General features: G+C 59.2%; 22 protein-coding genes. 2 read left to right on the top strand and 20 right to left on the bottom strand.

From position 1 onward, the window contains the following. Position 1 precedes the first annotated feature (1 nt). The 5 genes from ccmE to ccmA all read right to left on the bottom strand — a co-directional run bounded on the left by ccmE (position 2) and on the right by ccmA (position 2,815). Entirely contained in the window at positions 2-469 is a 468-nt protein-coding gene (ccmE, locus tag K5D32_RS11245; RefSeq protein ID WP_198728518.1) for a cytochrome c maturation protein CcmE, read from the bottom strand. Continuing rightward, positions 466-642, bottom strand: coding sequence for a heme exporter protein CcmD (gene ccmD, locus K5D32_RS11240; protein ID WP_025260860.1), 177 nt, complete (start codon positions 640-642; stop codon positions 466-468). Before ccmD ends, ccmE begins: the two co-directional genes overlap by 4 nt. Further along, complete coding sequence (locus K5D32_RS11235) at positions 639-1,433, bottom strand: heme ABC transporter permease (RefSeq protein WP_221600295.1); 795 nt, start codon at positions 1,431-1,433, stop codon at positions 639-641. Before K5D32_RS11235 ends, ccmD begins: the two co-directional genes overlap by 4 nt. A 72-nt stretch (positions 1,434-1,505) precedes the next feature. Beyond that, positions 1,506-2,177: a heme exporter protein CcmB gene (ccmB, locus tag K5D32_RS11230; RefSeq protein ID WP_221575713.1), complete on the bottom strand. Its 672-nt coding sequence runs from the start codon at positions 2,175-2,177 to the stop codon at positions 1,506-1,508. Then, complete coding sequence (gene ccmA, locus K5D32_RS11225) at positions 2,174-2,815, bottom strand: cytochrome c biogenesis heme-transporting ATPase CcmA (RefSeq protein WP_221575712.1); 642 nt, start codon at positions 2,813-2,815, stop codon at positions 2,174-2,176. Before ccmA ends, ccmB begins: the two co-directional genes overlap by 4 nt. Before the next feature lie 189 nt (positions 2,816-3,004). On the opposite strand from ccmA, the gene K5D32_RS11220 reads away from it, so the two are divergent. Then, a complete protein-coding gene (locus tag K5D32_RS11220; protein ID WP_221575711.1) occupies positions 3,005-4,585 on the top strand; it encodes a flagellar hook-length control protein FliK in 1,581 nt (526 codons plus the stop codon). Beyond that, positions 4,585-4,905: an EscU/YscU/HrcU family type III secretion system export apparatus switch protein gene (locus tag K5D32_RS11215; RefSeq protein ID WP_221575710.1), complete on the top strand. Its 321-nt coding sequence runs from the start codon at positions 4,585-4,587 to the stop codon at positions 4,903-4,905. Before K5D32_RS11220 ends, K5D32_RS11215 begins: the two co-directional genes overlap by 1 nt. An 83-nt stretch (positions 4,906-4,988) precedes the next feature. Here K5D32_RS11215 and K5D32_RS11210 read toward each other — a convergent pair whose 3' ends face one another. From K5D32_RS11210 to flhB, 15 genes are all read right to left on the bottom strand, one after another. Then, a complete protein-coding gene (locus K5D32_RS11210) occupies positions 4,989-5,393 on the bottom strand; it encodes a DUF2802 domain-containing protein (RefSeq protein ID WP_221575709.1) in 405 nt (134 codons plus the stop codon). Next, positions 5,394-5,873: a chemotaxis protein CheW gene (locus tag K5D32_RS11205; RefSeq protein WP_025260867.1), complete on the bottom strand. Its 480-nt coding sequence runs from the start codon at positions 5,871-5,873 to the stop codon at positions 5,394-5,396. It lies immediately after the preceding gene. Between the two features lie 57 nt (positions 5,874-5,930). Further along, positions 5,931-6,803 (bottom strand): CheW domain-containing protein, encoded by an 873-nt coding sequence (locus tag K5D32_RS11200; RefSeq protein ID WP_221596108.1) that lies wholly within the window; start codon positions 6,801-6,803, stop codon positions 5,931-5,933. A gap of 102 nt (positions 6,804-6,905) precedes the next feature. Next, positions 6,906-7,694 carry a ParA family protein gene (locus K5D32_RS11195; protein WP_221575707.1) on the bottom strand — a complete coding sequence of 263 codons (789 nt, stop codon included), beginning with the start codon at positions 7,692-7,694 and terminating at the stop codon, positions 6,906-6,908. A gap of 46 nt (positions 7,695-7,740) precedes the next feature. Then, a complete protein-coding gene (gene motD, locus K5D32_RS11190; protein ID WP_198728510.1) occupies positions 7,741-8,628 on the bottom strand; it encodes a flagellar motor protein MotD in 888 nt (295 codons plus the stop codon). A gap of 6 nt (positions 8,629-8,634) precedes the next feature. Next, a complete protein-coding gene (locus tag K5D32_RS11185; protein ID WP_221575706.1) occupies positions 8,635-9,375 on the bottom strand; it encodes a flagellar motor protein in 741 nt (246 codons plus the stop codon). After that, positions 9,375-10,529, bottom strand: a complete 1,155-nt coding sequence (locus K5D32_RS11180; RefSeq protein ID WP_221600262.1) for a chemotaxis response regulator protein-glutamate methylesterase — start codon at positions 10,527-10,529, stop codon at positions 9,375-9,377. Before K5D32_RS11180 ends, K5D32_RS11185 begins: the two co-directional genes overlap by 1 nt. 51 nt (positions 10,530-10,580) lie before the next feature. After that, complete coding sequence (locus K5D32_RS11175) at positions 10,581-12,857, bottom strand: chemotaxis protein CheA (RefSeq protein ID WP_221600260.1); 2,277 nt, start codon at positions 12,855-12,857, stop codon at positions 10,581-10,583. A 33-nt stretch (positions 12,858-12,890) separates the two neighbouring features. Then, positions 12,891-13,676: a protein phosphatase CheZ gene (locus K5D32_RS11170; protein ID WP_200993339.1), complete on the bottom strand. Its 786-nt coding sequence runs from the start codon at positions 13,674-13,676 to the stop codon at positions 12,891-12,893. 19 nt (positions 13,677-13,695) lie between these two features. After that, positions 13,696-14,070 carry a chemotaxis response regulator CheY gene (locus tag K5D32_RS11165; protein ID WP_176767544.1) on the bottom strand — a complete coding sequence of 125 codons (375 nt, stop codon included), beginning with the start codon at positions 14,068-14,070 and terminating at the stop codon, positions 13,696-13,698. Positions 14,071-14,327: 257 nt separating this feature from the next. Further along, positions 14,328-15,068 carry an RNA polymerase sigma factor FliA gene (gene fliA / locus K5D32_RS11160; protein ID WP_025260876.1) on the bottom strand — a complete coding sequence of 247 codons (741 nt, stop codon included), beginning with the start codon at positions 15,066-15,068 and terminating at the stop codon, positions 14,328-14,330. Next, entirely contained in the window at positions 15,065-15,898 is an 834-nt protein-coding gene (gene fleN / locus K5D32_RS11155; RefSeq protein ID WP_025260877.1) for a flagellar synthesis regulator FleN, read from the bottom strand. The genes fliA and fleN overlap by 4 nt, the downstream gene beginning before the upstream one ends. Before the next feature lie 115 nt (positions 15,899-16,013). Beyond that, on the bottom strand, positions 16,014-17,345 hold the full coding sequence (gene flhF, locus K5D32_RS11150) for a flagellar biosynthesis protein FlhF (protein ID WP_221575703.1): 1,332 nt from the start codon (positions 17,343-17,345) through the stop codon (positions 16,014-16,016). An 11-nt stretch (positions 17,346-17,356) separates the two neighbouring features. Further along, complete coding sequence (flhA, locus tag K5D32_RS11145; protein WP_221575702.1) at positions 17,357-19,486, bottom strand: flagellar biosynthesis protein FlhA; 2,130 nt, start codon at positions 19,484-19,486, stop codon at positions 17,357-17,359. 241 nt (positions 19,487-19,727) lie between these two features. After that, positions 19,728-20,864 carry a flagellar biosynthesis protein FlhB gene (flhB, locus tag K5D32_RS11140; RefSeq protein WP_221600258.1) on the bottom strand — a complete coding sequence of 379 codons (1,137 nt, stop codon included), beginning with the start codon at positions 20,862-20,864 and terminating at the stop codon, positions 19,728-19,730. Position 20,865 lies beyond the last annotated feature (1 nt).

Raw genomic sequence — 20,865 nt, 5'->3', positions numbered from 1 at the left:
CTCAACCCTGCTTCGATGGTGTGGGGGATGGAGCCGGAGCGGACTGCCCGCTTTCCTGCAACGCCTTGGTCACTTCGGGCGGCATGTACTTCTCGTCATGCTTGGCCAGCACTTCATCGGCCACTACCACACCTTCAGCATTGAGCTTGCCCAGCGCAACGATGCCCTGCCCTTCACGGAACAGGTCCGGCAGGATGCCGCGATAGGTGATGGTCACGGATTTGCTGAAGTCGGTGACGACAAAGCGCACATCCAGCGAGTCGGCCGAACGTTGCAGCGAGCCCTTCTCCACCATTCCGCCTGCCCGGATGCGCGTATCCAGCGGCGCTTCGCCGTTGGCGATCTGAGTCGGGGTGTAAAACAGGTTGATGTTTTCCTTCAGGGCACTGAGCGCCAGGGCCAGGGCAATGCCGACCCCGGCCAGTATGGCGAGGATGATCAACAGACGCTTCTTGCGCAGCGGATTCACTTCTTGCTCTCCCAGCGCAGACGACGCGCCTCTTGTTGCAGGTAACGCCGACGCGCCAGTAATGGCAGCGCCACGTTGAGAATCAGCACGAACAGGCAGATACCGTAAGCCGACCAGACGAACAGGCCATGACGGCCCATGGCCAGAAAATCAGCGAATGACTCGAAACTCACTGTGCGCCTCCGCTGTTTGAAGAGGTCGGACTCTGACCCAGGCTGTTGAGGATTTCGGCTTTCACCCAACTGGCACGCGACTCGCGCTTGAGCACTTCAAGGCGCATGCGCACCAGCAGGACTGCACCGAAGAAGCAGTAGAAACCCAGGGTGGTGAACAGCAGTGGCAGCCACATTTCAGCGGGCATGGTCGGTTTTTCCGTCAGGGTGAAGGTCGCGCCCTGATGCAGAGTGTTCCACCACTCCACCGAGTATTTGATGATCGGAATGTTCACGACGCCGACGATGGCCAGCACTGCACAGGCCTTGGCGGCGCTGTCGCGGTTGGTGATGGCGTTACCGAGAGCGATCAGGCCGAAGTACAGAAACAGCAGGATCAGCATGGACGTCAGCCGCGCATCCCACACCCACCATGAACCCCAGGTCGGCTTGCCCCAGATGGCGCCGGTGACCAGTGCCAGGGCGGTCATCCAGGCCCCGATGGGCGCGGCGCTCTGCAGCGCGACATCGGCCAGTTTCATCTTCCAGACCAGACCGACCACGCCACAGACCGCCAGCATCACGTAGCAGGACTGGGCCAGCATGGCAGAGGGAACGTGGATATAAATGATGCGAAAGCTGTTGCCCTGCTGATAGTCAGGCGGCGCGAAGGCCAGGCCCCAGACCGTGCCGGTGCCGATCAACAGCACGGCGGCAACGCTCAGCCAGGGCAACATGCGCCCACTGATACCGTAAAACCACTTCGGCGAACCGAGCTTGTGAAACCAGGCCCAACTGATGCTGTTTTTCATCACGCTGCTTTTCATCACGGTGCATTCCGGGTTTTTACTGATGGCTGGCATTGGCCAGCCTCAGAACCTCAATTATTCGCCGACGCTGATCTTCAGGCCGGCGGCTATTGCAAAGGGTGTCAGGGTTACAGCCAAAGCGGTCAGGCTGCCAAGCCAGAGTAGATAACCGGTTGCCGGCATGCCTTGCAGGGCAGCTTGCAATGCGCCACTGCCCAGAATCAGCACCGGGATATATAACGGCAGGATCAACAGGGCCAGTAACAGGCCACCGCGCTTCAAACCGACTGTCAGCGCGGCACCGACTGCCCCCAGCAAGCTCAGCACCGGCGTCCCCAGCAATAGGGAAAACAGCAGGACCGGCAGGCATTGAGTGGGCAAGCCGAGCATGAGTGCCAGCAGCGGTGCCAACAATACCAGTGCCAGCCCGGAAAAAACCCAGTGTGCCAGTACTTTGGCAAGGACAAGAAGCGCCAGAGGGTGTGGCGAAAGGACCCACTGCTCCAGTGAGCCGTCCTCGAAATCACTGCGGAACAAGCCGTCCAGCGAGAGCAGGACCGATAAAAGCGCCGCGACCCAGAGCAGCCCTGGCGACAAGGTTTGCAACAATTGAGTCTGCGGGCCGACCGCCAGAGGGAACAATGCAATCACGATAGCGAAAAAGACCAGTGGGTTGAGCAGCTCCGCCGGGCGACGCACAAGCAGACGCGCCTCACGTGTCAGCAGCAGGGTAAATACATTGCTCATACTGACCACTGTCCCAGATCAATATCCCGATAACCCGCAGGCATGCGGCTCAGTGTGTGATGGGTGGTCATGACGATCATTCCGCCTTGTTCGCAGTGTTGGGCCAGATGGTTTTCCAGTTGCGCGACACCCTGCTTGTCCAGGGCGGTGAAAGGCTCGTCGAGAATCCAGATCGGCGGCGCCGCCAGATACAGGCGCGCCAGTGCGACTCGACGCTGCTGACCGGCGGAGAGGGTATGGCACGGCACGTCCTCGAAACCCTGCAAACCCACGGCACCGAGCGCTTGCCAGATATCAGGCGCCTGCACCGGTTGATGCAAGGCACAGAGCCAACTGAGGTTTTCTGCCGGCGTCAGCAGGTCCTTGATACCAGCGGCATGGCCGATCCACAGCAGGTTGCGGGCAAGCTCCGCACGCTGGCCTTCGAGGGGCTGACCATTGAGGCGGACTTCTCCGGTTGTAGGCTGCATCAGGCCGGACAACAACCTGAGAAGGCTGGTCTTGCCACTCCCGTTGGGGCCGCTGATCTGCACCATGGCACCCGTTTCGAGGCGCAATTCAAGGTTCTCGAACAGCATGCGCCAGTCACGTTCACAAGACAGGCTGATTGCTTCCAGAAGAGGTGTCGCAAGGGTCATCGATAGCTTCCAGCATGGCGTTGACACGTCGAGAGACAACGTACAGGGCGCAGACAGAAAAAGGGACGGTTCAAGTCGGCATTGAAACAGCCGTTACATTGGTGCAACTTTATCTCCGGGCCATGCGTGGCCGGCATTATACATGTGTGTCCTGATACCAAGAGGGCAACTTCCACAGGTCGAGATTCAATGACAGGTGATATCACCAGCGTTCCTGCCGCTACACCGCCTACGGCCCTGTTGAAGGCGACAGTGACTCAGGCGCAGGTCCTGACCTTGCTGCAAGCGGCAGAAAATCTCGTGCCCGAAGGCCAGACCGCCGAAGCCGAGGTGCTGACCCTCAAACAGGTCAATCAGCAATTCCAGTTACTGCTCAGGCTGGCCCTCAGCAATGGTAGCCAGACTAACCTGCCGGTCAACAGCAGCCTGCCCTTCACGCCCGGCACCACGCTGCAAGTGGCACAAGCTTCGCCCAACGAACTGACCCTGACCTTGCAGCAGATCAACAATGCGTTGAAAAACTCGCAAACCAGCATCGATCTCAAACAATTACCGGTGGGTTCCCTGCTGCAAGGCAAGGTCATGACCAGCCAGCTCGTCAATCAACTGGCCGGGGCGCAGAGCTATCGCTCGATCGTGATGCTGCTCAATACCGCTCAGGCCGGCACTATTCTGACCATCGAGAGCCCCAAGCCGCTGACCGTCGGCAGCCTGCTCAGCGCTCAGGTGCAGGGCAACCAGTCGTTGAACTTCGTGCCCCTGCCCGGCCGTCTCGATCAACTGGCCGTCGCGCAGCAACTGGCCACTCAGCAGAATCGCCAGGGCTCGCTGGAAAACCTGATAGCGGCCCTGCAGAACCTGCCGCGCTCCAACCCTTCGATTCCCGCGCCGTTGCAGGCCAGCATCAACCAGATACTGGCCAGCATTCCCGATGTCGAGCAGATGAGAACGCCGGGCAATGTCGCACAAGCCCTCAATGCCAGCGGCATGTTCATGGAGGCCAAGCTGCTGGCGGGCCTGAGCCCGTCGCTGGCGCCGGACATGAAGGCCAACCTGATGCGTCTGATCGCGCAGGTTCTGCCCGAGCTGCCGGACAATGCTTCGTACAATGCGGCGGCTGCGTCCAACATGCTGACCCGAGTCATCCCCAGCACTATCCGCAATGCCTTGGGTACGCTGGGGCTGGTCGCTCCGCGCCCGCAACCGACCGGCTTCCCTCTCCCCTCCCGCGATGTGAGCGGTGGCGAGAAAGAAGAAGATCTGGAACTGCTGCTCAAACTCGCGGCGGCTGCGGTGTCACGTCTGCAAAGCCATCAACTGGGTGGCCTGGAACAGACCCGCACCAACGCCGACGGAACACAGGTCACCACCTGGCAAATGGAAGTGCCGATGCGCAACGCCCACGACATCGTGCCCTTGCAGGTCAAGATGCAGCGTGAAGAGGCGCCGGAACAGGAAACCACCGAGGATCAGGATGGCAACGACGTCAAAGGGCCACGGGAAAAGCTGTGGCGCATCGACCTGGCCTTCGATATGGAGCCGTTGGGGCCTTTGCAGGTCAGTGCGCAGTTGATCAGCGGCACGCTGTCGAGCCATCTGTGGGCAGAGCGCCCCGGTAGTGCGGCCCTGATCGGCCAGGAGCTGGGTTATCTGCGGGAACGGTTGCTCGCCTGCGGTCTGGCGGTGGGCGAACTGGCTTGCAGCCAGGGGGTTCCTCCACAAGGCCCGCGCACCACACTCGAACAACGCTGGATCGACGAGAACGCCTGATGAGCCTACCTGACCACATGCCGCGCCAGGCTATCGCCCTGACCTACGACGGCCAACAAGCCCCGACCCTGAGCGCCAAGGGCGACGATCAACTGGCGGAAGCGATTCTGGCGATTGCCAGGGAGCACGAAGTCCCGATCTACGAAAATGCCGAGCTGGTCAAATTGCTGGCGCGCCTGGAACTGGGCGACAGCATCCCCGAGCAGCTGTACCTGACCATCGCCGAAATCATCGCCTTTGCCTGGCACCTCAAAGGCAAGTTCCCGGCAGGCCAGGACCCGAATGCGCCGCCGATCGAGCGGGATATCACGCCTCGGTAACAGTACGGGCACCTTCGCGAATGAATTCGCTCCTACGGAGTTCGTAGGAGCGAATTCATTCGCGAAAGGGGCAATCAGGCTAGCTATTGATCCGCAGTATGACGATGCAACTTGCTCATCAATTGCGCTTCGGCCTGGGTCAGGCCACAGGATTGAGTCAGCTCATCGACACTTGCACCCATGCCAACCAGGCGTGCTGCCTGGGCGAAGGACAGCGTGGAGGGATCGCGCTGTTCGAGTGCCGTAAGCTTGTCAGGCAGCGGTGCAACCATCGCACGCAACTCATGCAGGTCTTCCCCCATGCGCACCGTGCCGTTCTGGAAGGTGTCCACACGCTTGGCCAACTCCCGGATCCGCTGGTCCCGCAAGGCACTGGCCTCATCACGCTCAGCGTCAAGAACCCGCTGACGTTTGGTATGAGCCAGGAACATTCCCAGGGTCACGACCCAGAGAATGCCCAGGAAGACAACTGCCGCCTCAAGAATCAATCAGATGTTCTCCAGCTCGGACCACTCTTCTTCGGACATCATCTTGTCCAGCTCGACCAGAATCAGCAGCTCGCCGTTCTTGTTGCAGACGCCCTGAATGAATTTGGCGGTTTCGTCGTTGCCCACGTTTGGCGCGGTTTCGACTTCGGACTGACGCAGGTAAACCACTTCAGCCACGCTGTCGACCAGAATACCGACGACTTGCTTGTCGGCTTCGATGATCACGATACGGGTGTTGTCGCTGACTTCCACCGGAGCCAGGCCGAAGCGCTGACGGGTGTCGATCACGGTCACGACGTTACCGCGCAGGTTGATGATGCCCAGCACGTAGCTTGGCGCACCCGGCACAGGAGCGATTTCGGTGTAACGCAGCACTTCCTGGACCTGCATCACGTTGATGCCGTACGACTCATTGTCCAGGCGGAAAGTCACCCACTGCAGGATAGGATCTTCGGAACCTTGTGCAGACGTCTTATTCATACCGCTAACCCCTCACGTGTGTACTCTGCGGGCAACGCCTCTGGCGCCAACCCATGATTATCTCGATTTGTTCAACTGCTTGACCGCGCCACTGGCTATCAACTCGGCCAACTCTGCAACATCTACCAACGCGCACATATGCTCGATCACTGTTCCCGCCAGCCATGGACGCTGACCACGATGGCCTCGCCATTTGATCTCGGCCGGATCGAGGCGCAATGAACGGCTGACCTGATGCACTGCCAGCCCCCACTCGTAGCCTTGAACCGAGATCACGTACTGCAATCCCTGGCGAAAATCGTCGCGGTAGCGATCAGGCATGATCCAGCGCGCTGTATCCAATACTTTCAGGTTGCCTGCCTGGCTGGGCAGTATCCCGAGAAACCAGTCCGGCTGCCCGAACAGGGGTGTCAATTCCTGGCCTGCCAGAGGGTAGATCGACCCCAGGCATATCAGCGGTACGGCCAGCGTCAAACCCGCTACATCAAACAACAGACACTCGAAAGGCTCGTCGGCCCAGGCCGGACGCCCTTCCCGGTTCGGCGGTGGAGTCGGCGTGCGTTGTTCACCCAGGGTGCTCAACTGGACGACAGGCTCGACCACTTCCACTTTCGGCACTGCAACTTCGGCAACGACCACCGGCGCCGGCACCTCTACAGGTACCTCGACAGGTGTCACCACCGGCACAACAACCGGCGCTGCTACTGCAACGGGTACAGCCACCGGAGCGGGTGCCGCAACGGCCACTGCAACGGGTTTGACCTGCTGCCTGCGCGCATCGAGGGCCTGCTCTTCGAGCACCGCAGCCTGGAACTCGTCAATGGTATCCGACGGTTCTTCCAGTTCTTCAGTGGCATCCTGGAGCAAGGAGTCGAGATACGACTGCAATGCCAGTTTTGGCCGTGTAGCAACTTCTAAAGGGCGGTTCATACCGGGGCCCAACAAAAAATGGAGCGAGTGCCACCTGATAAGCTTATCGGCCGCATGGAGGCCTGACTTGAGCGGGCTGCACAGAAAGAGTAAGGACGCACGTCAAGCCACCTGAGCCGTAAGCTGCTCGGAGAGCATGTGTTTGAGCAGCGCACGGTAAGCCATGACACCACGGCTCTTGCCGTCGTTCTGCGAAGGCGTGACGCCGGCCCGGCTGGCATCGCGCAGGCGTGTATCCACTGGCACGTAGGCTTTCCAGACGTGATCGGGAAAACTGTCGCGCAACAGCTTGAGCGTGCCCATGGAAGCCTGGGTCCGACGGTCGAACAGGGTCGGCACGATGGTGTACGGCAACGGTGTCTTGCGAGAACGGTTGATCATCGCCAGGGTATTGACCATGCGCTCCAGGCCTTTGACGGCCAGGAACTCGGTCTGTACCGGAATCGCCAGCTGCTGACTCGCAGCCAGGGCGTTGACCATCAGGACGCCCAGCAAGGGCGGACTGTCGATCAGGGCATAGTCAAAATCCTGCCACAACTGCGCAAGGCTCTTGGCGATGACCAGGCCCAGACCGCTCTGCCCCGGCGACTGGCGCTCAAGGGTCGCCAGGGCCGTGCTCGAAGGCAGCAGGGAAATACGTTCATCGCTGGTCGGCAGCAACAACTGGCCGGGCAACCCGTCAGGGACCGAGCCTTTGTGCAGGAACAGATCGAAGACACTGTGTTCAAGCTCGTCGGGGTTATGCCCGAAGTAGCTGGTCATGGAGCCGTGGGGGTCAAGATCGACCACGACCACGCGCTTGCCCGCGTCAGCCAGTAATCCGGCCAGGGCAATGGTCGTAGTGGTCTTGCCGACTCCACCTTTCTGATTGGCTACTGCCCAGACTCTCATTGATGTTTTTCCTTCCGCACAACGACGACCATATCGATAACGACTGCTAGAGGGCGGGTGACGGAGAATTGACGGCGTTCGCTCGTACCGGCGGCTTTGCTGGCACAGGTGCAGTTTGTGTGCCAGCACGCCTCAAAGCTGCATCAGGTTGTGCATTGGCCGTGCCGGTGCTGGTCAGACTACGCCGAACATCGAGGTTGCGCGAGATGACCAGCACCACGCGACGGTTCTTTGCACGCCCCGCCGTCGTGGTATTGGTTGCAATCGGCTGGAACTCGCCATAGCCCACCGAAGCCAGTCTGGCAGGGTTGACACCGTCCATGGCAAGCATGCGCACGATGCTCGCGGACCGGGCCGACGACAGTTCCCAGTTGGTGGGGTACTGAGCGGTACTGATCGGCTGATCGTCGGTGAAACCTTCCACGTGGATAGGGTTATCGAAGCGTTTGACGATCCCGGCCACCTTTTCGATGATGGTGAACGCCTTGTCGCTGGGCATCGCATCGCCACTGCCGAACAACAGGCTGGAGTTGAGCTCGATCTCGATCCACAGCTCGTTGCCGCGCACGGTCATCTGGTCGGACTTGATCAGGTCACCAAAGGCATCGCGCACATTGTCGGCGATGGTCTGCAACGGATCGTCAGACTTCTGGCCGATACCGGCATCGGTCTGCTCGCTTTCCTTGATCAACGGCTGGGCAGGCGTGACGCTCACCGGGCGCTGCTCGCCGATGGGAATGGGCTTCATGGTGCGCTCGGCGTCGTTGAATACGCCGACCAGCGCCTGGGACAGAATCTTGTACTTGCCTTCGTTGATGGACGAAATCGAGTACATCACCACGAAAAAGGCAAACAGCAGCGTAATGAAGTCGGCATAGGAAACCAGCCAGCGTTCATGATTCTCGTGCTCTTCGGGTGGACGACGGCGAGCCATGCGGCATTACTCCATGAAGCCTTGCAGCTTGAGTTCGATGGAGCGCGGGTTTTCACCCTCGGCAATGGAAAGCAGGCCTTCGAGCAGCATTTCCCGATAACGGGCCTGACGATGAGCAATGGCCTTGAGCTTGTTGGCCACCGGCAAGAGAATCAGGTTGGCCATGGCAACACCGTAAATGGTCGCCACGAAAGCCACCGCGATCCCGCTGCCCAGCTGGCTTGGATCAGCCAGGTTGCCCATCACATGGATCAGGCCCATGACCGCACCGATGATACCCACGGTCGGCGCATAGCCGCCCATGCTTTCAAACACCTTGGCCGCCTGGATGTCGCGGGTTTCCTGGGTGATGAGATCCACTTCCAGAATACTGCGAATCGCCTCGGGCTCGGCACCGTCCACCAGCAACTGCAGGCCCTTGCGGGCATAATTGTCGGGTTCGGTATCGGCAACCGTTTCCAGTCCCAGCAGACCTTCCTTGCGAGCGGTCAGGCTCCAGCCAATCACCCGATCGACACCGCCAGCCAGATCGATACGTGGCGGGAACAGAATCCAGCCAACGATTTGCATCGCCCGCTTGAAAGCGCCCATCGACGACTGCAACAGCGAAGCACCCAGCGTACCGCCCACCACAATCAAGGCGGCCGGGCCGTTAAGCAGAGCACTCAGGTGCCCGCCCTCCAGGAAGTTGCCACCAATGATGGCAACGAACGCCAGGATAAGACCGATAAGGCTCAGTACATCCATCAGATACAGGCCTCGACCAGATGCCGACCTATATCGTCAAGGCTGTAGATCGCATCCGCCAGATCGGCTTTGACAATGGCCATCGGCATGCCGTAGATCACACAGCTCGCCTCGTCCTGCGCCCAGACGCTGCTGCCGCCCTGCTTGAGCAGGCGGGCACCTTCACGGCCGTCGGCGCCCATGCCGGTCAACACCACAGCCAGCACCTTGTCGCCATAGGACTTGGAAGCCGAACCGAAGGTGATGTCCACACAGGGTTTGTAATTGAGGCGTTCGTCACCCGGCAGGATTTTCACCGCGCCACGGCCATCCACCATCATCTGCTTGCCGCCCGGTGCCAGCAACGCCAGGCCCGGACGCAGGATGTCGCCATCCTCCGCTTCCTTGACGCTGATCTTGCACAGCTTGTCCAGACGCTCGGCAAATGCCTTGGTGAACGCTGCGGGCATGTGCTGGATCAGGACCAGAGGTGCCGGGAAATTGGCAGGCAACTGGGTCAAAACCCGCTGCAATGCCACCGGACCGCCCGTGGACGTGCCGATGGCCACCAGCTTGTAGGCCTTGCGCTTGGGCGCGCCCGAGTGGGCATGGGGAGCCGGTGCGTGATGAGCTGGCGCATGGGCTGCTGGCGCGGGTGCCGTGCGCGACGGCACGGTACGGGCTGGCGGCACGGGCGCGCGGGCTGGTGCAGCAGCCGAAGCCGGTGCTGGCGCAGCCGATGCAGGGGCTGGCAAACTCACGCCACTGAAACGACGATTGCTGCGCGCGATACTGTTGATCTTCTCGCACAGCAGTTGCTTGACCTTCGTCGGGTTACGCGAAATGTCTTCGAAATTCTTGGGCAGGAAGTCCACTGCACCGGCGTCCAGGGCATCCAGCGTAACGCGGGCACCTTCATGGGTCAGTGAAGAGAACATCAGGACCGGAGTCGGGATGCGCTGCATGATGTGTCGAACCGACGTAATGCCATCCATCATCGGCATTTCGTAGTCCATGGTGATCACATCGGGCTTGAGCGCCAGAGCCTGTTCGATTGCTTCTTTGCCATTTGTCGCCGTACCGACGACCTGGATGTTGGGGTCCGAAGAAAGAATTTCCGATACGCGGCGGCGGAAGAAACCGGAATCATCCACCACCAGGACCTTGACTGCCATAAACACTCCAATAGGCGCAGCAGGCAGCTTGCGCTGCCCGCGACCCCAGAATCAAATACGCCGTGCGGCGTAACGCTTGAGCATGCTCGGTACATCCAGAATCAGGGCGATGCGACCGTCACCGGTGATGGTGGCGCCCGACATGCCTGGCGTACCTTGCAACATCTTGCCCAGCGGTTTGATAACCACTTCTTCCTGACCGACCAGCTGATCGACCACGAAGCCGATACGCTGGGTACCCACCGAAAGGATCACCACATGGCCTTCATGCTGTTCTTCATGGGCGGCAGAGCTGATCAGCCAGCGCTTGAGATAGAACAGTGGCAGGGCCTTGTCACGAACGATCACGACTTCCTGGCCATCGACGACGTTGGTGGTCGACAGGTCCAGGTGGAAGATTTCGTTCACGTTGACCAACGGGAAGGCAAAAGCCTGGTTGCCCAACATGACCATCAGGGTCGGCATGATTGCCAGAGTCAGAGGCACCTTGATGACAATCTTGGAGCCCTGGCCCTTGGTGGAGTAGATGTTGATCGTACCGTTGAGCTGGGCAATCTTGGTTTTCACCACGTCCATGCCCACGCCGCGTCCGGAGATGTCGGAAATCTCGGATTTGGTCGAGAAGCCCGGTGCGAAGATCAGGTTGTAGCAGTCGGTATCGCTCAGACGGTCGGCAGCATCCTTGTCCATCACGCCCCGCTTCACAGCGATAGCGCGCAGAACGTTGGGATCCATGCCCTTGCCGTCATCGGAAATCGACAGCAGGATATGGTCACCCTCCTGCTCGGCAGAAAGAATCACTCGCCCGCCACGTGACTTGCCAGAAGCTTCACGCTCTTCAGGCATTTCGATACCGTGGTCTACCGCGTTGCGCACCAAGTGGACCAACGGGTCGGCAAGCGCCTCTACGAGGTTCTTGTCCAGGTCGGTTTCTTCACCGACCAGCTCCAGGTTGATTTCCTTCTTGAGCTGACGCGCCAGGTCGCGAACCAGTCGCGGGAAGCGGCCGAAGACTTTCTTGATCGGCTGCATCCGGGTCTTCATCACCGCGGTCTGCAGGTCGGCGGTGACCACATCCAGGTTCGATACGGCCTTGGACATGGCTTCATCGCCACTGTTGAGACCCAGGCGAACCAGACGGTTACGTACCAGCACCAGTTCGCCGACCATGTTCATGATCTCGTCCAGACGCGCAGTATCGACCCGTACGGTGGTTTCCGCTTCGGAGGCCACAGGCTTTTCACCTACACCGCCAGCAGCAGGTGCGCGAGCCGGGGCCGGGGCCGCAGCAGGCGCTGCCGGTTTGGCCGCAGGTGCCGCAGCGGCAGCCGGTTTGGCTACTGCTGCAGGTGGTGGTGGCGGTGGAGGCGCAGCGGCTGCCACATTGGCGGCAACGGCTTGAGGCTCGAACTTGCCTTTGCCATGCAGCTCATCCAGCAGGTTCTCGAACTCGTGATCGGTGATTTCATCACTGGCAGCCTTGGCAGCAGGCGCGGCAGCCTTGGCAGGTGCCGGGGCAGCCGCTGCTGCAACCGGAGCTGCAGCGACACTGGCATCGAACGAGCCCTTGCCATGCAACTGATCGAGCAAGGCTTCAAATTCGTCGTCAGTGATTTCATCGCTGGCAGGTGCAGCGCCACTGCTCGGAGCAGCCGCTACGGGAGCAGGCGCAGGAGCCGCGACGGCATCAGGCGCAAACTGGCCCTTGCCATGCAACTGGTCGAGCAGCGATTCGAATTCCTGATCGGTGATTTCATCGCTGGCCGCCGCAGGAGCCTGTGCCGCCGCAGCAGGTGCTGCATCGGCCTTGGCAGCGCTCATGGTATCGAGCAGATGCTCGAACTCGGCGTCAGTGATGTCGTCGCTTGCGGCTGGCTCTACAGGAGCCGCCTCAACGACCGGAGGTGGTGGCGGCGCAGCCTCGGCCTGCTCGGCCGATTGCGGCTCGGCAAGACGTGACAGCGCAGCCAGCAGTTCTGGAGTCGCAGGTGTAAGGTCGGTGCGCTCGCGCACCTGACCGAACATGCTGTTGACTGTATCCAGAGCTTCAAGGACCACGTCCATCAATTCGGCGTCAACGCGGCGCTCTCCCTTGCGAAGGATGTCGAACACGTTTTCGGCGATGTGGCAGCACTCCACCAGCTCATTGAGCTGGAGGAAGCCGGCGCCCCCTTTTACAGTGTGAAAACCGCGAAAAATTGCATTGAGCAGATCCGCATCATCTGGTCGGCTTTCCAGCTCGACCAACTGTTCAGACAACTGCTCCAGAATTTCGCCGGCCTCTACCAGAAAATCCTGAAGGATCTCTTCATCGGCGCCGAAGCTCATTGGGGTGCTCCCTAAAATTAACCGTCAACAGACCTAGAAGCCAAGGCTCGATAGCAGATCGTCTACATCATCCTGTCCGGATACGACGTCTTCACGTTTATCGGCATGAATCTGCGGACCTTCACCCTGCGTGATATGTTTTTTAGGATCTTTTTCAGCAAGGATCGCTTTTTCGTCATGTTCGATACCCGCAAAGCGGTCGACATGACTGGCCATGAGGACCAGTTTGAGCAGATTGCTTTCGACTTCAGTGACCAGCTGCGTAACGCGCTTGATCACCTGACCGGTCAGATCCTGATAATCCTGGGCCAGCAGAATGTCATTGAGATGGCTGGCAACGGTATGAGCTTCTGTCTCTGTGCGGGACAGAAAACCGTCAACACGCTTGGCAAGGTCGCGAAACTCTTCAGCGCCGATCTCGCGACGCATGAAACGACCCCAGTCAGCGCTCAGCGACTTGGCATCATCACTCAAGCCGTTCATCAGCGGCGTACTCTGCTCGACCAGATCCATCGTGCGGTTGGCCGCATTCTCGGTCAGTCTCACAACATACGACAGACGATCGGCGGCATCAGTGATCTGGGACACTTCTTCGGCTTGCGGCATGTTCGGGTCAATATGAAAATTGACGATCGCACTATGCAGTTCGCGAGTCAGCTTGCCGACTTCCTGATACAGGCCACGGTCACGAGCCTGGTTGAGCTCATGGATCAATTGCACGGCATCACCGAAACGGCCTTTTTCAAGGCTGGTAACCAGCTCCTGCGCGTGTTTCTTCAGGGTTGACTCGAAGTCACCCAGTGAATCGTTGTTGTCCATAGCGCCCTCGCGGCATGCATCAGCTGTTGACGCGTTCAAAGATCTTTTCGATCTTCTCTTGCAGCACTTGGGCTGTGAACGGCTTGACGACGTAACCGTTCACACCGGCCTGGGCAGCTTCGATAATCTGCTCACGCTTGGCTTCGGCAGTCACCATCAGCACGGGCAGGCTTTTGAGACGATCATCCAGGCGAACCTGACGCAACAGATCGATACCGGTCATGCCAGGCATGTTCCAGTCAGTCACCAGAAAGTCAAAGGAACCGCTTTGAAGCATCGGCAAGGCAGTGATGCCGTCGTCCGCTTCGGATGTGTTGGTGAACCCCAGGTCACGCAACAGGTTTTTTATGATCCGCCGCATCGTTGAAAAGTCATCAACGATGAGGATTTTCATGTTCTTGTCCAATTCGACCTCCAAGCAGTCTTTAACGCATTCAGCACCTGAACACGCTGTTCACTCAATACTGGCACAGCACACCCCCGGCTGTACGAAACGACGACGGGCTTGGCAAAACAACAGAGCACCAACCTGAACCTGCAGGCCATAGGCTCTGTCTGAACAGGCTCCTGCCTTGTCTATCCTGATACCACGTAACGCTCTGCACAGCCGGCTTGCGACAACCTGTGACTTGGATAAGTCACAAATTGCCATCAACGCGCTCGCCACTCCCCCAAACGCCCCCGCAAACGAGCTGCGCACTGGCTGTGTAACTGACTGACTCGCGACTCGCTGACCCCAAGCACTTCACCGATTTCCTTGAGGTTCAGTTCTTCGTCGTAGTACAGCGCCAATACCAGCCGCTCACGCTCCGGCAAATTGGCAATTGCATCTGCCAGCGCTGCCTGGAAACGCTCATCTTCCAGATCACGCGACGGTTCGAGCGAGCCGCTTGCACCATCCTCATGCAGCCCTTCATGATCGCCGTCCTGCAAGAGGTCGTCGAAGCTGAAGAGGCGGCTGCCTAAGGTATCATTCAAAATCCCATAATAATCATCGAGACTTAACTGGAGTTCGGCAGCAACCTCGTGATCTTTAGCGTCACGACCGGTTTTTGCTTCAATTGCGCGAATTGCGTCACTGACCATGCGCGTATTGCGGTGTACCGAGCGTGGAGCCCAGTCGCCCTTGCGCACTTCATCGAGCATGGCGCCACGAATACGGATACCGGCATAGGTTTCGAAACTCGCACCCTTGGTGGAGTCATATTTGGTAGACACTTCCAGCAGACCGATCATGCCGGCCTGGATCAGATCTTCCACCTGAACACTGGCAGGCAGACGCGCCAGCAAGTGGTAGGCAATACGCTTGACCAGCGGCGCGTAACGCTCGATGAGTTCGTATTGCGAATTTCTGGAAGCCTTGCTGTACATTTGAAAGCCGCTCGCTGTCATTGAACAGGCCCCGCACTGGTCTGGTGGACAAGTCGTTCGACGAAGAACTCCAGATGACCACGCGGGTTGGCCGGTAACGGCCAGGTGTCAACCTTCTGGGCAATGGCCTTGAAAGCCAGTGCGCATTTGGAGCGTGGAAACGCCTCGTAGACAGCGCGCTGCTTCTGTACCGCCTTGCGAACACATTCGTCGTAAGGCACGGCACCGACGTACTGCAGGGCAACATCAAGGAAACGGTCAGTCACTTTCGTCAGTTTGGCGAACAGGTTGCGCCCTTCCTGTGGGCTCTGGGCCATGTTGGCCAGAACGCGAAAACGGTTCATGCCGTAGTCGCGGTTGAGCAATTTGATAAGTGCGTAGGCGTCAGTGATGGAGGTGGGTTCATCGCAGACCACCAGCAGCACTTCCTGCGCGGCGCGCACGAAGCTGACTACCGATTCGCCGATACCGGCAGCCGTGTCGATCACCAGGACGTCGAGGTTGTCACCAATCTCGCTGAAGGCCTGGATCAGACCGGCATGCTGGGCTGGCGACAGGTGAACCATGCTCTGGGTGCCGGAAGCCGCAGGCACGATGCGAACACCGCCAGGGCCCTGCAACAGGACATCGCGCAAGTCGCAACGACCCTCGATGACATCCGCCAGCGTGCGTTTGGGTGTCAGCCCCAGCAGAACATCGACGTTGGCCAGGCCAAGGTCGGCATCCAGCAGCATGACGCGCCGACCGAGCTCGGCCAGAGCCAGTGAGAGATTCACTGACACGTTAGTCTTACCGACGCCACCTTTGCCACCGGTCACTGCGATAACCTGTACGGGATGCATGCTGCCCATGTTATTTCTTTACCTTGTCTTGCGTAGACCGAAACCACATTACGGGCTGCATGTTCGCGAACGAACAATGCCTGGCAGACCATTGATGCAGGGACATTCCAGTAATACCCATCACTTAACCCACTCTCTTGCCAGGGGTGTGATAGAGGTCGGCAAACATATCAGCCATCGCTTCCTCGCTCGGCTCATCCTGCATTTGCACACTCACTGCACGACTCACCAACTGGTGACGGCGCGGCAGATGCAGGTCATCAGGAATACGCGGCCCATCCGTCAAGTAAGCAACGGGTAACTCATGGCCGATTGCAAGGCTCAACACTTCGCCGAGGCTTGCGGTTTCATCAAGTTTGGTCAGGATGCAACCTGCCAGACCACACCGCTTGTAACTGTGATAGGCCGCCGTCAGTACCTGCTTCTGGCTGGTCGTCGCCAGCACCAGGTAGTTGCGTGCGCGGATGCCGCGACCTGCCAGACTTTCGAGCTGCATGCGCAGGGCTGGATCACTGGCCTGCAGGCCAGCGGTATCGATCAGCACCACACGTTTGCGCAGCAGCGGGTCCAGGGCCTGAGCCAGGGACTGGCCAGGATCGACATGGGTCACCGGTACATTGAGGATGCGGCCCAGTGTCTTGAGCTGCTCCTGAGCGCCGATACGGAAACTGTCCATGCTGACCAGTGCAATGTTCTGCGGGCCGTACTTGAGCACATAACGGGCTGCCAGCTTGGCGAGAGTCGTGGTCTTGCCCATGCCGGCAGGGCCGACCATGGCGATCACGCCACCCTCTTCGAGAGGCTCGACATCAGGCACGGCAATCATGCGCGCCAGGTGCGCCAGCAGCATGCGCCAGGCCTGACGAGGCTCGTCGATTTCAGGGATCATCGCCAGCAGGTCGCGTGACAGCGGGCCGGACAAGCCGACGCGCTGCAGACGACGCCACAGGCTCGCCTGCTGCGGACGACTGCCTTGCAACTGGCTCCAGGCCAGGGAGCCAAGCTGGACTTCCAGCAGCTCGCGCAGGCCATTCAACTCATGACGCATGGAGTCGTAAGCGCGCTGCCCGACTGCCGGCTCTGCGGCGGCAGGTGTGTGTGCATGAGCAAACGGGCGTGGCGGCTCTTCGAGGGTCGGCTCGATATGTTTATCGAGGCCGCTGAGCGGCATGCCGGAAAACAGCTGGCGATTGATCGAAGGATCGCTGTCACCGCGATTGTCCAGTTCGGCCTGGGCGGAAACGATGCGCGACTGAGTCTTGCGCAGCTCGTCCTCAAGCTCCATGTTCGGCACGCGAGGCGCCAGTGCGGACAGCTTGTAATCCAGAGCGGCAGTCAGCTCGACGCCACCGGCGATGCGGCGGTTGCCAATGATGGCCGCCTCGGCGCCCAGCTCATCACGAACCAGTTTCATGGCTTGACGCATATCGGCGGCGAAAAAACGCTTAACTTGCATGACTCACTACCTCAGCCGTTAGGCCCGACAGTCGCTACGATGGTGACTTGCTTATTGTCAGGAATTTCCTGATACGCCAGAACATGCATGTTCGGTACAGCCAATCGTCCAAATCGTGACAGCATGGCCCGGATGGGACCTGCTACCAACAGAATTACCGGCGACCCTTGCATCTCTTGACGCTGGGCGGCCTCAATCAACGAACGCTGGAGCTTCTCAGCCATGCTCGGCTCAAGAAGAACGCCTTCTTCCTGACCCTGACCAGCCTTCTGCAAACTATTGAGCAATATTTGTTCCAACCTTGGTTCCAGCGTGATGACAGGCAGCTCCGGCTCAATCCCCACAATGCTTTGCACGATTGCACGACTCAGACCGACCCGTACGGCAGCCACCAAAGCGGCGGTATCTTGACTCTTGCCCGCGTTGTTAGCGATGGCTTCGGCAATGCTGCGGATATCGCGAACAGGCACGTGCTCAGCCAGCAGGGCTTGCAGCACATTGAGCAACGCCGACAGCGAAAGAACGCCTGGCACCAGCTCTTCAGCGAGCTTGGGTGAGCTTTTGGCCAGCAATTGCATCAATTGCTGCACTTCTTCATGCCCGATGAGCTCATGGGAGTGCTTGTAGAGGATCTGGTTCAAGTGAGTTGCAACTACAGTACTGGCATCCACCACCGTGTAACCCAATGACTGAGCCTGACTGCGCTGGCTGATTTCGATCCACACCGCCTCAAGACCGAATGCCGGATCTCTGGCAGTGATGCCGTTGAGCGTGCCAAACACCTGCCCCGGGTTGATCGCCAGTTCGCGATCCGGGTAGATTTCGGCTTCGGCCAGAATCACGCCCATGAGCGTCAAACGATAGGCGCTGGGCGCCAGATCCAGGTTGTCGCGGATATGTACGGTCGGCATCAGGAAGCCCAGCTCCTGAGACAGCTTCTTGCGCACGCCCTTGATACGCGCCAGCAACTGACCACCCTGGTTGCGATCCACCAGCGGAATCAGGCGATAGCCCACTTCCAGACCGATGATGTCGATCGGCGTCACGTCATCCCAGCCCAGCTCCTTGGAGTCCTGAACGCGGGTCGGCGATGGCAGCAGTTCCTGTTGACGCTGAACTTCGGCCAGTGCCTCGACCTTTGCCATGTTCTGCTTCTTCCACAGCCAGTAGGCTGCACCGCCCGCCACCAGACCCAGGCTGATGAAGGAGAAGTGCGGCATGCCCGGGACCAGACCCATGACGATCATGATCGCAGCCGATACGGCCAGGGCCTTGTGCGAGGTGAACATCTGGCGATTGATCATCTTGCCCATTTCTTCCGAACCGGAAGCACGGGTCACCATGATCGCTGCCGCAGTGGACAACAGCAGTGATGGCAATTGCGCCACCAAACCGTCACCGATGGTCAGGAGCGTGTACACACGACCCGCATCAGCGAAGGTCATGTTGTGCTGCAGAATACCGACCAGCATGCCGCCGATCAGGTTGATGAACAGAATCAGCAGGCCCGCAATCGCATCACCGCGCACGAATTTGCTGGCACCGTCCATGGAACCGTAGAACTCGGCTTCCTGGGCCACTTCGGCACGACGGCGTTTTGCTTCTGGCTGATCGATCAGGCCGGCGTTGAGGTCGGCGTCGATTGCCATCTGCTTGCCCGGCATCGCATCGAGGGTGAATCGTGCGCTTACTTCAGAGATACGCCCGGCACCCTTGGTGATTACCACGAAGTTGATGATCATCAGGATCGCGAACACCACGATACCGACCACGTAGTTACCGCCGATTACCACTTCACCGAAGGCCTGGATCACCTTGCCCGCAGCCGCGTGACCATCCTGACCGTGAAGCATGACCACACGGGTGGACGCCACGTTCAGCGCCAGGCGCAACAGCGTGGCCACCAGCAGGATGGTGGGGAAAACCGAGAAGTCCAGCGGCCGCAAGGCATAGACACAGACCAGCAGCACGACGATGGACAGTGCGATGTTGAAGGTGAAGAACACGTCCAGCAGGAAAGGCGGGATAGGCAACATCATCATTGCCATCATGATCAACAACAACAGCGGGACACCCAGCTGGCCGCGACCAAAACCGGCAAGATTGCTACGTGCGCTACTGATAATCTGAGAGCGATCCACTGTTCTTTACCTGCGCACTAAATCAAAACTTTGACGCCCAAGGCGACCTGAATCGACTTATTGCAAAAAGCTGTCCAACTTTAGCAGCGAGTAGCCAGCACAAAGCCCCAAGCTGATAACAACTTGTTGCCTTGCTTGGGGATATGGGGTTTTCGCGAATGAATTCGCTCCTACAACGCGCGTGGTGAAATGCGCGAATGAATCCACTCCTACGAACTCCAAGGAGCGAATTCATTCGCGATCAGGCGTCGCGCTGCAAATCCGGCGGAATAGGCAATACACCCAATGGATCGGGGCGTTTGCCTCGGCCAGAGTGGTACTGGCGGATCTGATAGACGTAGGCCAGCACCTGGGCCACAGCCAGGTAAAGCCCGGCCGGGATCTCCTGCTCAAGCTCGGTGCTGTAGTAGATGGAACGGGCCAGGGCGGCCGATTCCAGGATCAGTATCTGGTTGTGGGCGCCAATCTCGCGAATCTTCAGGGCGACAAGATCAGCCCCCTTGGCCAGCAGCATCGGCGCCCCGCCCTTCTCGGGATCGTACTTGAGCGCCACGGCAAAGTGCGTCGGGTTGGTGATGATGACATCGGCCTCCGGAATGGCCGCCATCATCCGGCGATGGGACATCTCGCGCTGCAACTGACGAATCCGCTGCTTGACCTCGGGGCTGCCTTCGCTGTTCTTGTGCTCGTCACGCACTTCCTGCTTGGTCATCAGGAGCTTCTTGTGGGCTTCATACATCTGGAAAGGCACATCGAGCGCGGCAATGAAGAACAACCCGCATGCCATCCAGAAGCTGCTCCAGCCGACCACCTGCAAGCTGTGGATCATGGCCTGCTCCAGCGGCTCATGAGCAATGGAAACCAGGTCGTTGCGCTCCTTGCTCAAGACCACCAGCGCCACCGCCAGAATGATCAGGAACTTGGCGAGCGACTTGAGCAGCTCCACCAGCGCATGGGGAGAAAACATGCGCTTGAGCCCCGAGGCCGGGTTCATACGGCTGAATTTGGGGGCCAGGGATTTGGTCGCGAACAGCCAGCCACCCAACATGATCGGCCCCACCAGCGCAGCCACCAGCATGGCAATCAGAAACGGCAACACCACAATCAGCGCATGCTCGCCGGAACTGAGCAGCAGCTTGCCCATGTAGGTGGTGTCCATCAGGGTTTCACGACTGATCGTGAAGTTATTGCGCATCAGATCAATCATCATGCGCGCAATGCCCCCGCCAAACATCAGCAGGCCGCCCGCCCCCATCAGCATCACGACGAGGGTCGTCAGTTCCTTGGAGCGGGCAATCTGCCCTTCGGCCCGGGAGTCCCGGACCTTTTTCTCCGTGGGTTCCTCTGTCTTGTCCTGGCCATTCTCGTTCTCAGCCATG

The sequence above is a fragment of the Pseudomonas cichorii genome, from assembly GCF_019719005.1.
GTDB classification, from domain to species: Bacteria; Pseudomonadota; Gammaproteobacteria; order Pseudomonadales; family Pseudomonadaceae; genus Aquipseudomonas; species Aquipseudomonas cichorii_E.
The sequence above is the reverse complement of the archived record's forward strand: the minus strand, read 5'-3'. Positions and strand labels throughout refer to the sequence as shown.

Coding starts and splice junctions, on each gene's coding strand:
- flhF (WP_221575703.1), bottom strand. CDS start 17,345: ATGCAAGTTAAGCGTTTTTTCGCCGCCGATATGCGTCAAGCCATGAAA.
- flhB (WP_221600258.1), bottom strand. CDS start 20,864: ATGGCTGAGAACGAGAATGGCCAGGACAAGACAGAGGAACCCACGGAG.
- K5D32_RS11175 (WP_221600260.1), bottom strand. CDS start 12,857: ATGAGCTTCGGCGCCGATGAAGAGATCCTTCAGGATTTTCTGGTAGAG.
- motD (WP_198728510.1), bottom strand. CDS start 8,628: ATGGCTCGCCGTCGTCCACCCGAAGAGCACGAGAATCATGAACGCTGG.
- K5D32_RS11215 (WP_221575710.1), top strand. CDS start 4,585: ATGAGCCTACCTGACCACATGCCGCGCCAGGCTATCGCCCTGACCTAC.
- K5D32_RS11165 (WP_176767544.1), bottom strand. CDS start 14,070: ATGAAAATCCTCATCGTTGATGACTTTTCAACGATGCGGCGGATCATA.
- ccmA (WP_221575712.1), bottom strand. CDS start 2,815: ATGACCCTTGCGACACCTCTTCTGGAAGCAATCAGCCTGTCTTGTGAA.
- K5D32_RS11200 (WP_221596108.1), bottom strand. CDS start 6,803: ATGAACCGCCCTTTAGAAGTTGCTACACGGCCAAAACTGGCATTGCAG.
- K5D32_RS11220 (WP_221575711.1), top strand. CDS start 3,005: ATGACAGGTGATATCACCAGCGTTCCTGCCGCTACACCGCCTACGGCC.
- K5D32_RS11180 (WP_221600262.1), bottom strand. CDS start 10,529: ATGGCAGTCAAGGTCCTGGTGGTGGATGATTCCGGTTTCTTCCGCCGC.
- K5D32_RS11235 (WP_221600295.1), bottom strand. CDS start 1,433: ATGAAAAACAGCATCAGTTGGGCCTGGTTTCACAAGCTCGGTTCGCCG.
- K5D32_RS11170 (WP_200993339.1), bottom strand. CDS start 13,676: ATGGACAACAACGATTCACTGGGTGACTTCGAGTCAACCCTGAAGAAA.
- ccmB (WP_221575713.1), bottom strand. CDS start 2,177: ATGAGCAATGTATTTACCCTGCTGCTGACACGTGAGGCGCGTCTGCTT.
- K5D32_RS11185 (WP_221575706.1), bottom strand. CDS start 9,375: ATGGATGTACTGAGCCTTATCGGTCTTATCCTGGCGTTCGTTGCCATC.
- K5D32_RS11205 (WP_025260867.1), bottom strand. CDS start 5,873: ATGAATAAGACGTCTGCACAAGGTTCCGAAGATCCTATCCTGCAGTGG.
- fliA (WP_025260876.1), bottom strand. CDS start 15,068: ATGACAGCGAGCGGCTTTCAAATGTACAGCAAGGCTTCCAGAAATTCG.
- K5D32_RS11195 (WP_221575707.1), bottom strand. CDS start 7,694: ATGAGAGTCTGGGCAGTAGCCAATCAGAAAGGTGGAGTCGGCAAGACC.
- fleN (WP_025260877.1), bottom strand. CDS start 15,898: ATGGGCAGCATGCATCCCGTACAGGTTATCGCAGTGACCGGTGGCAAA.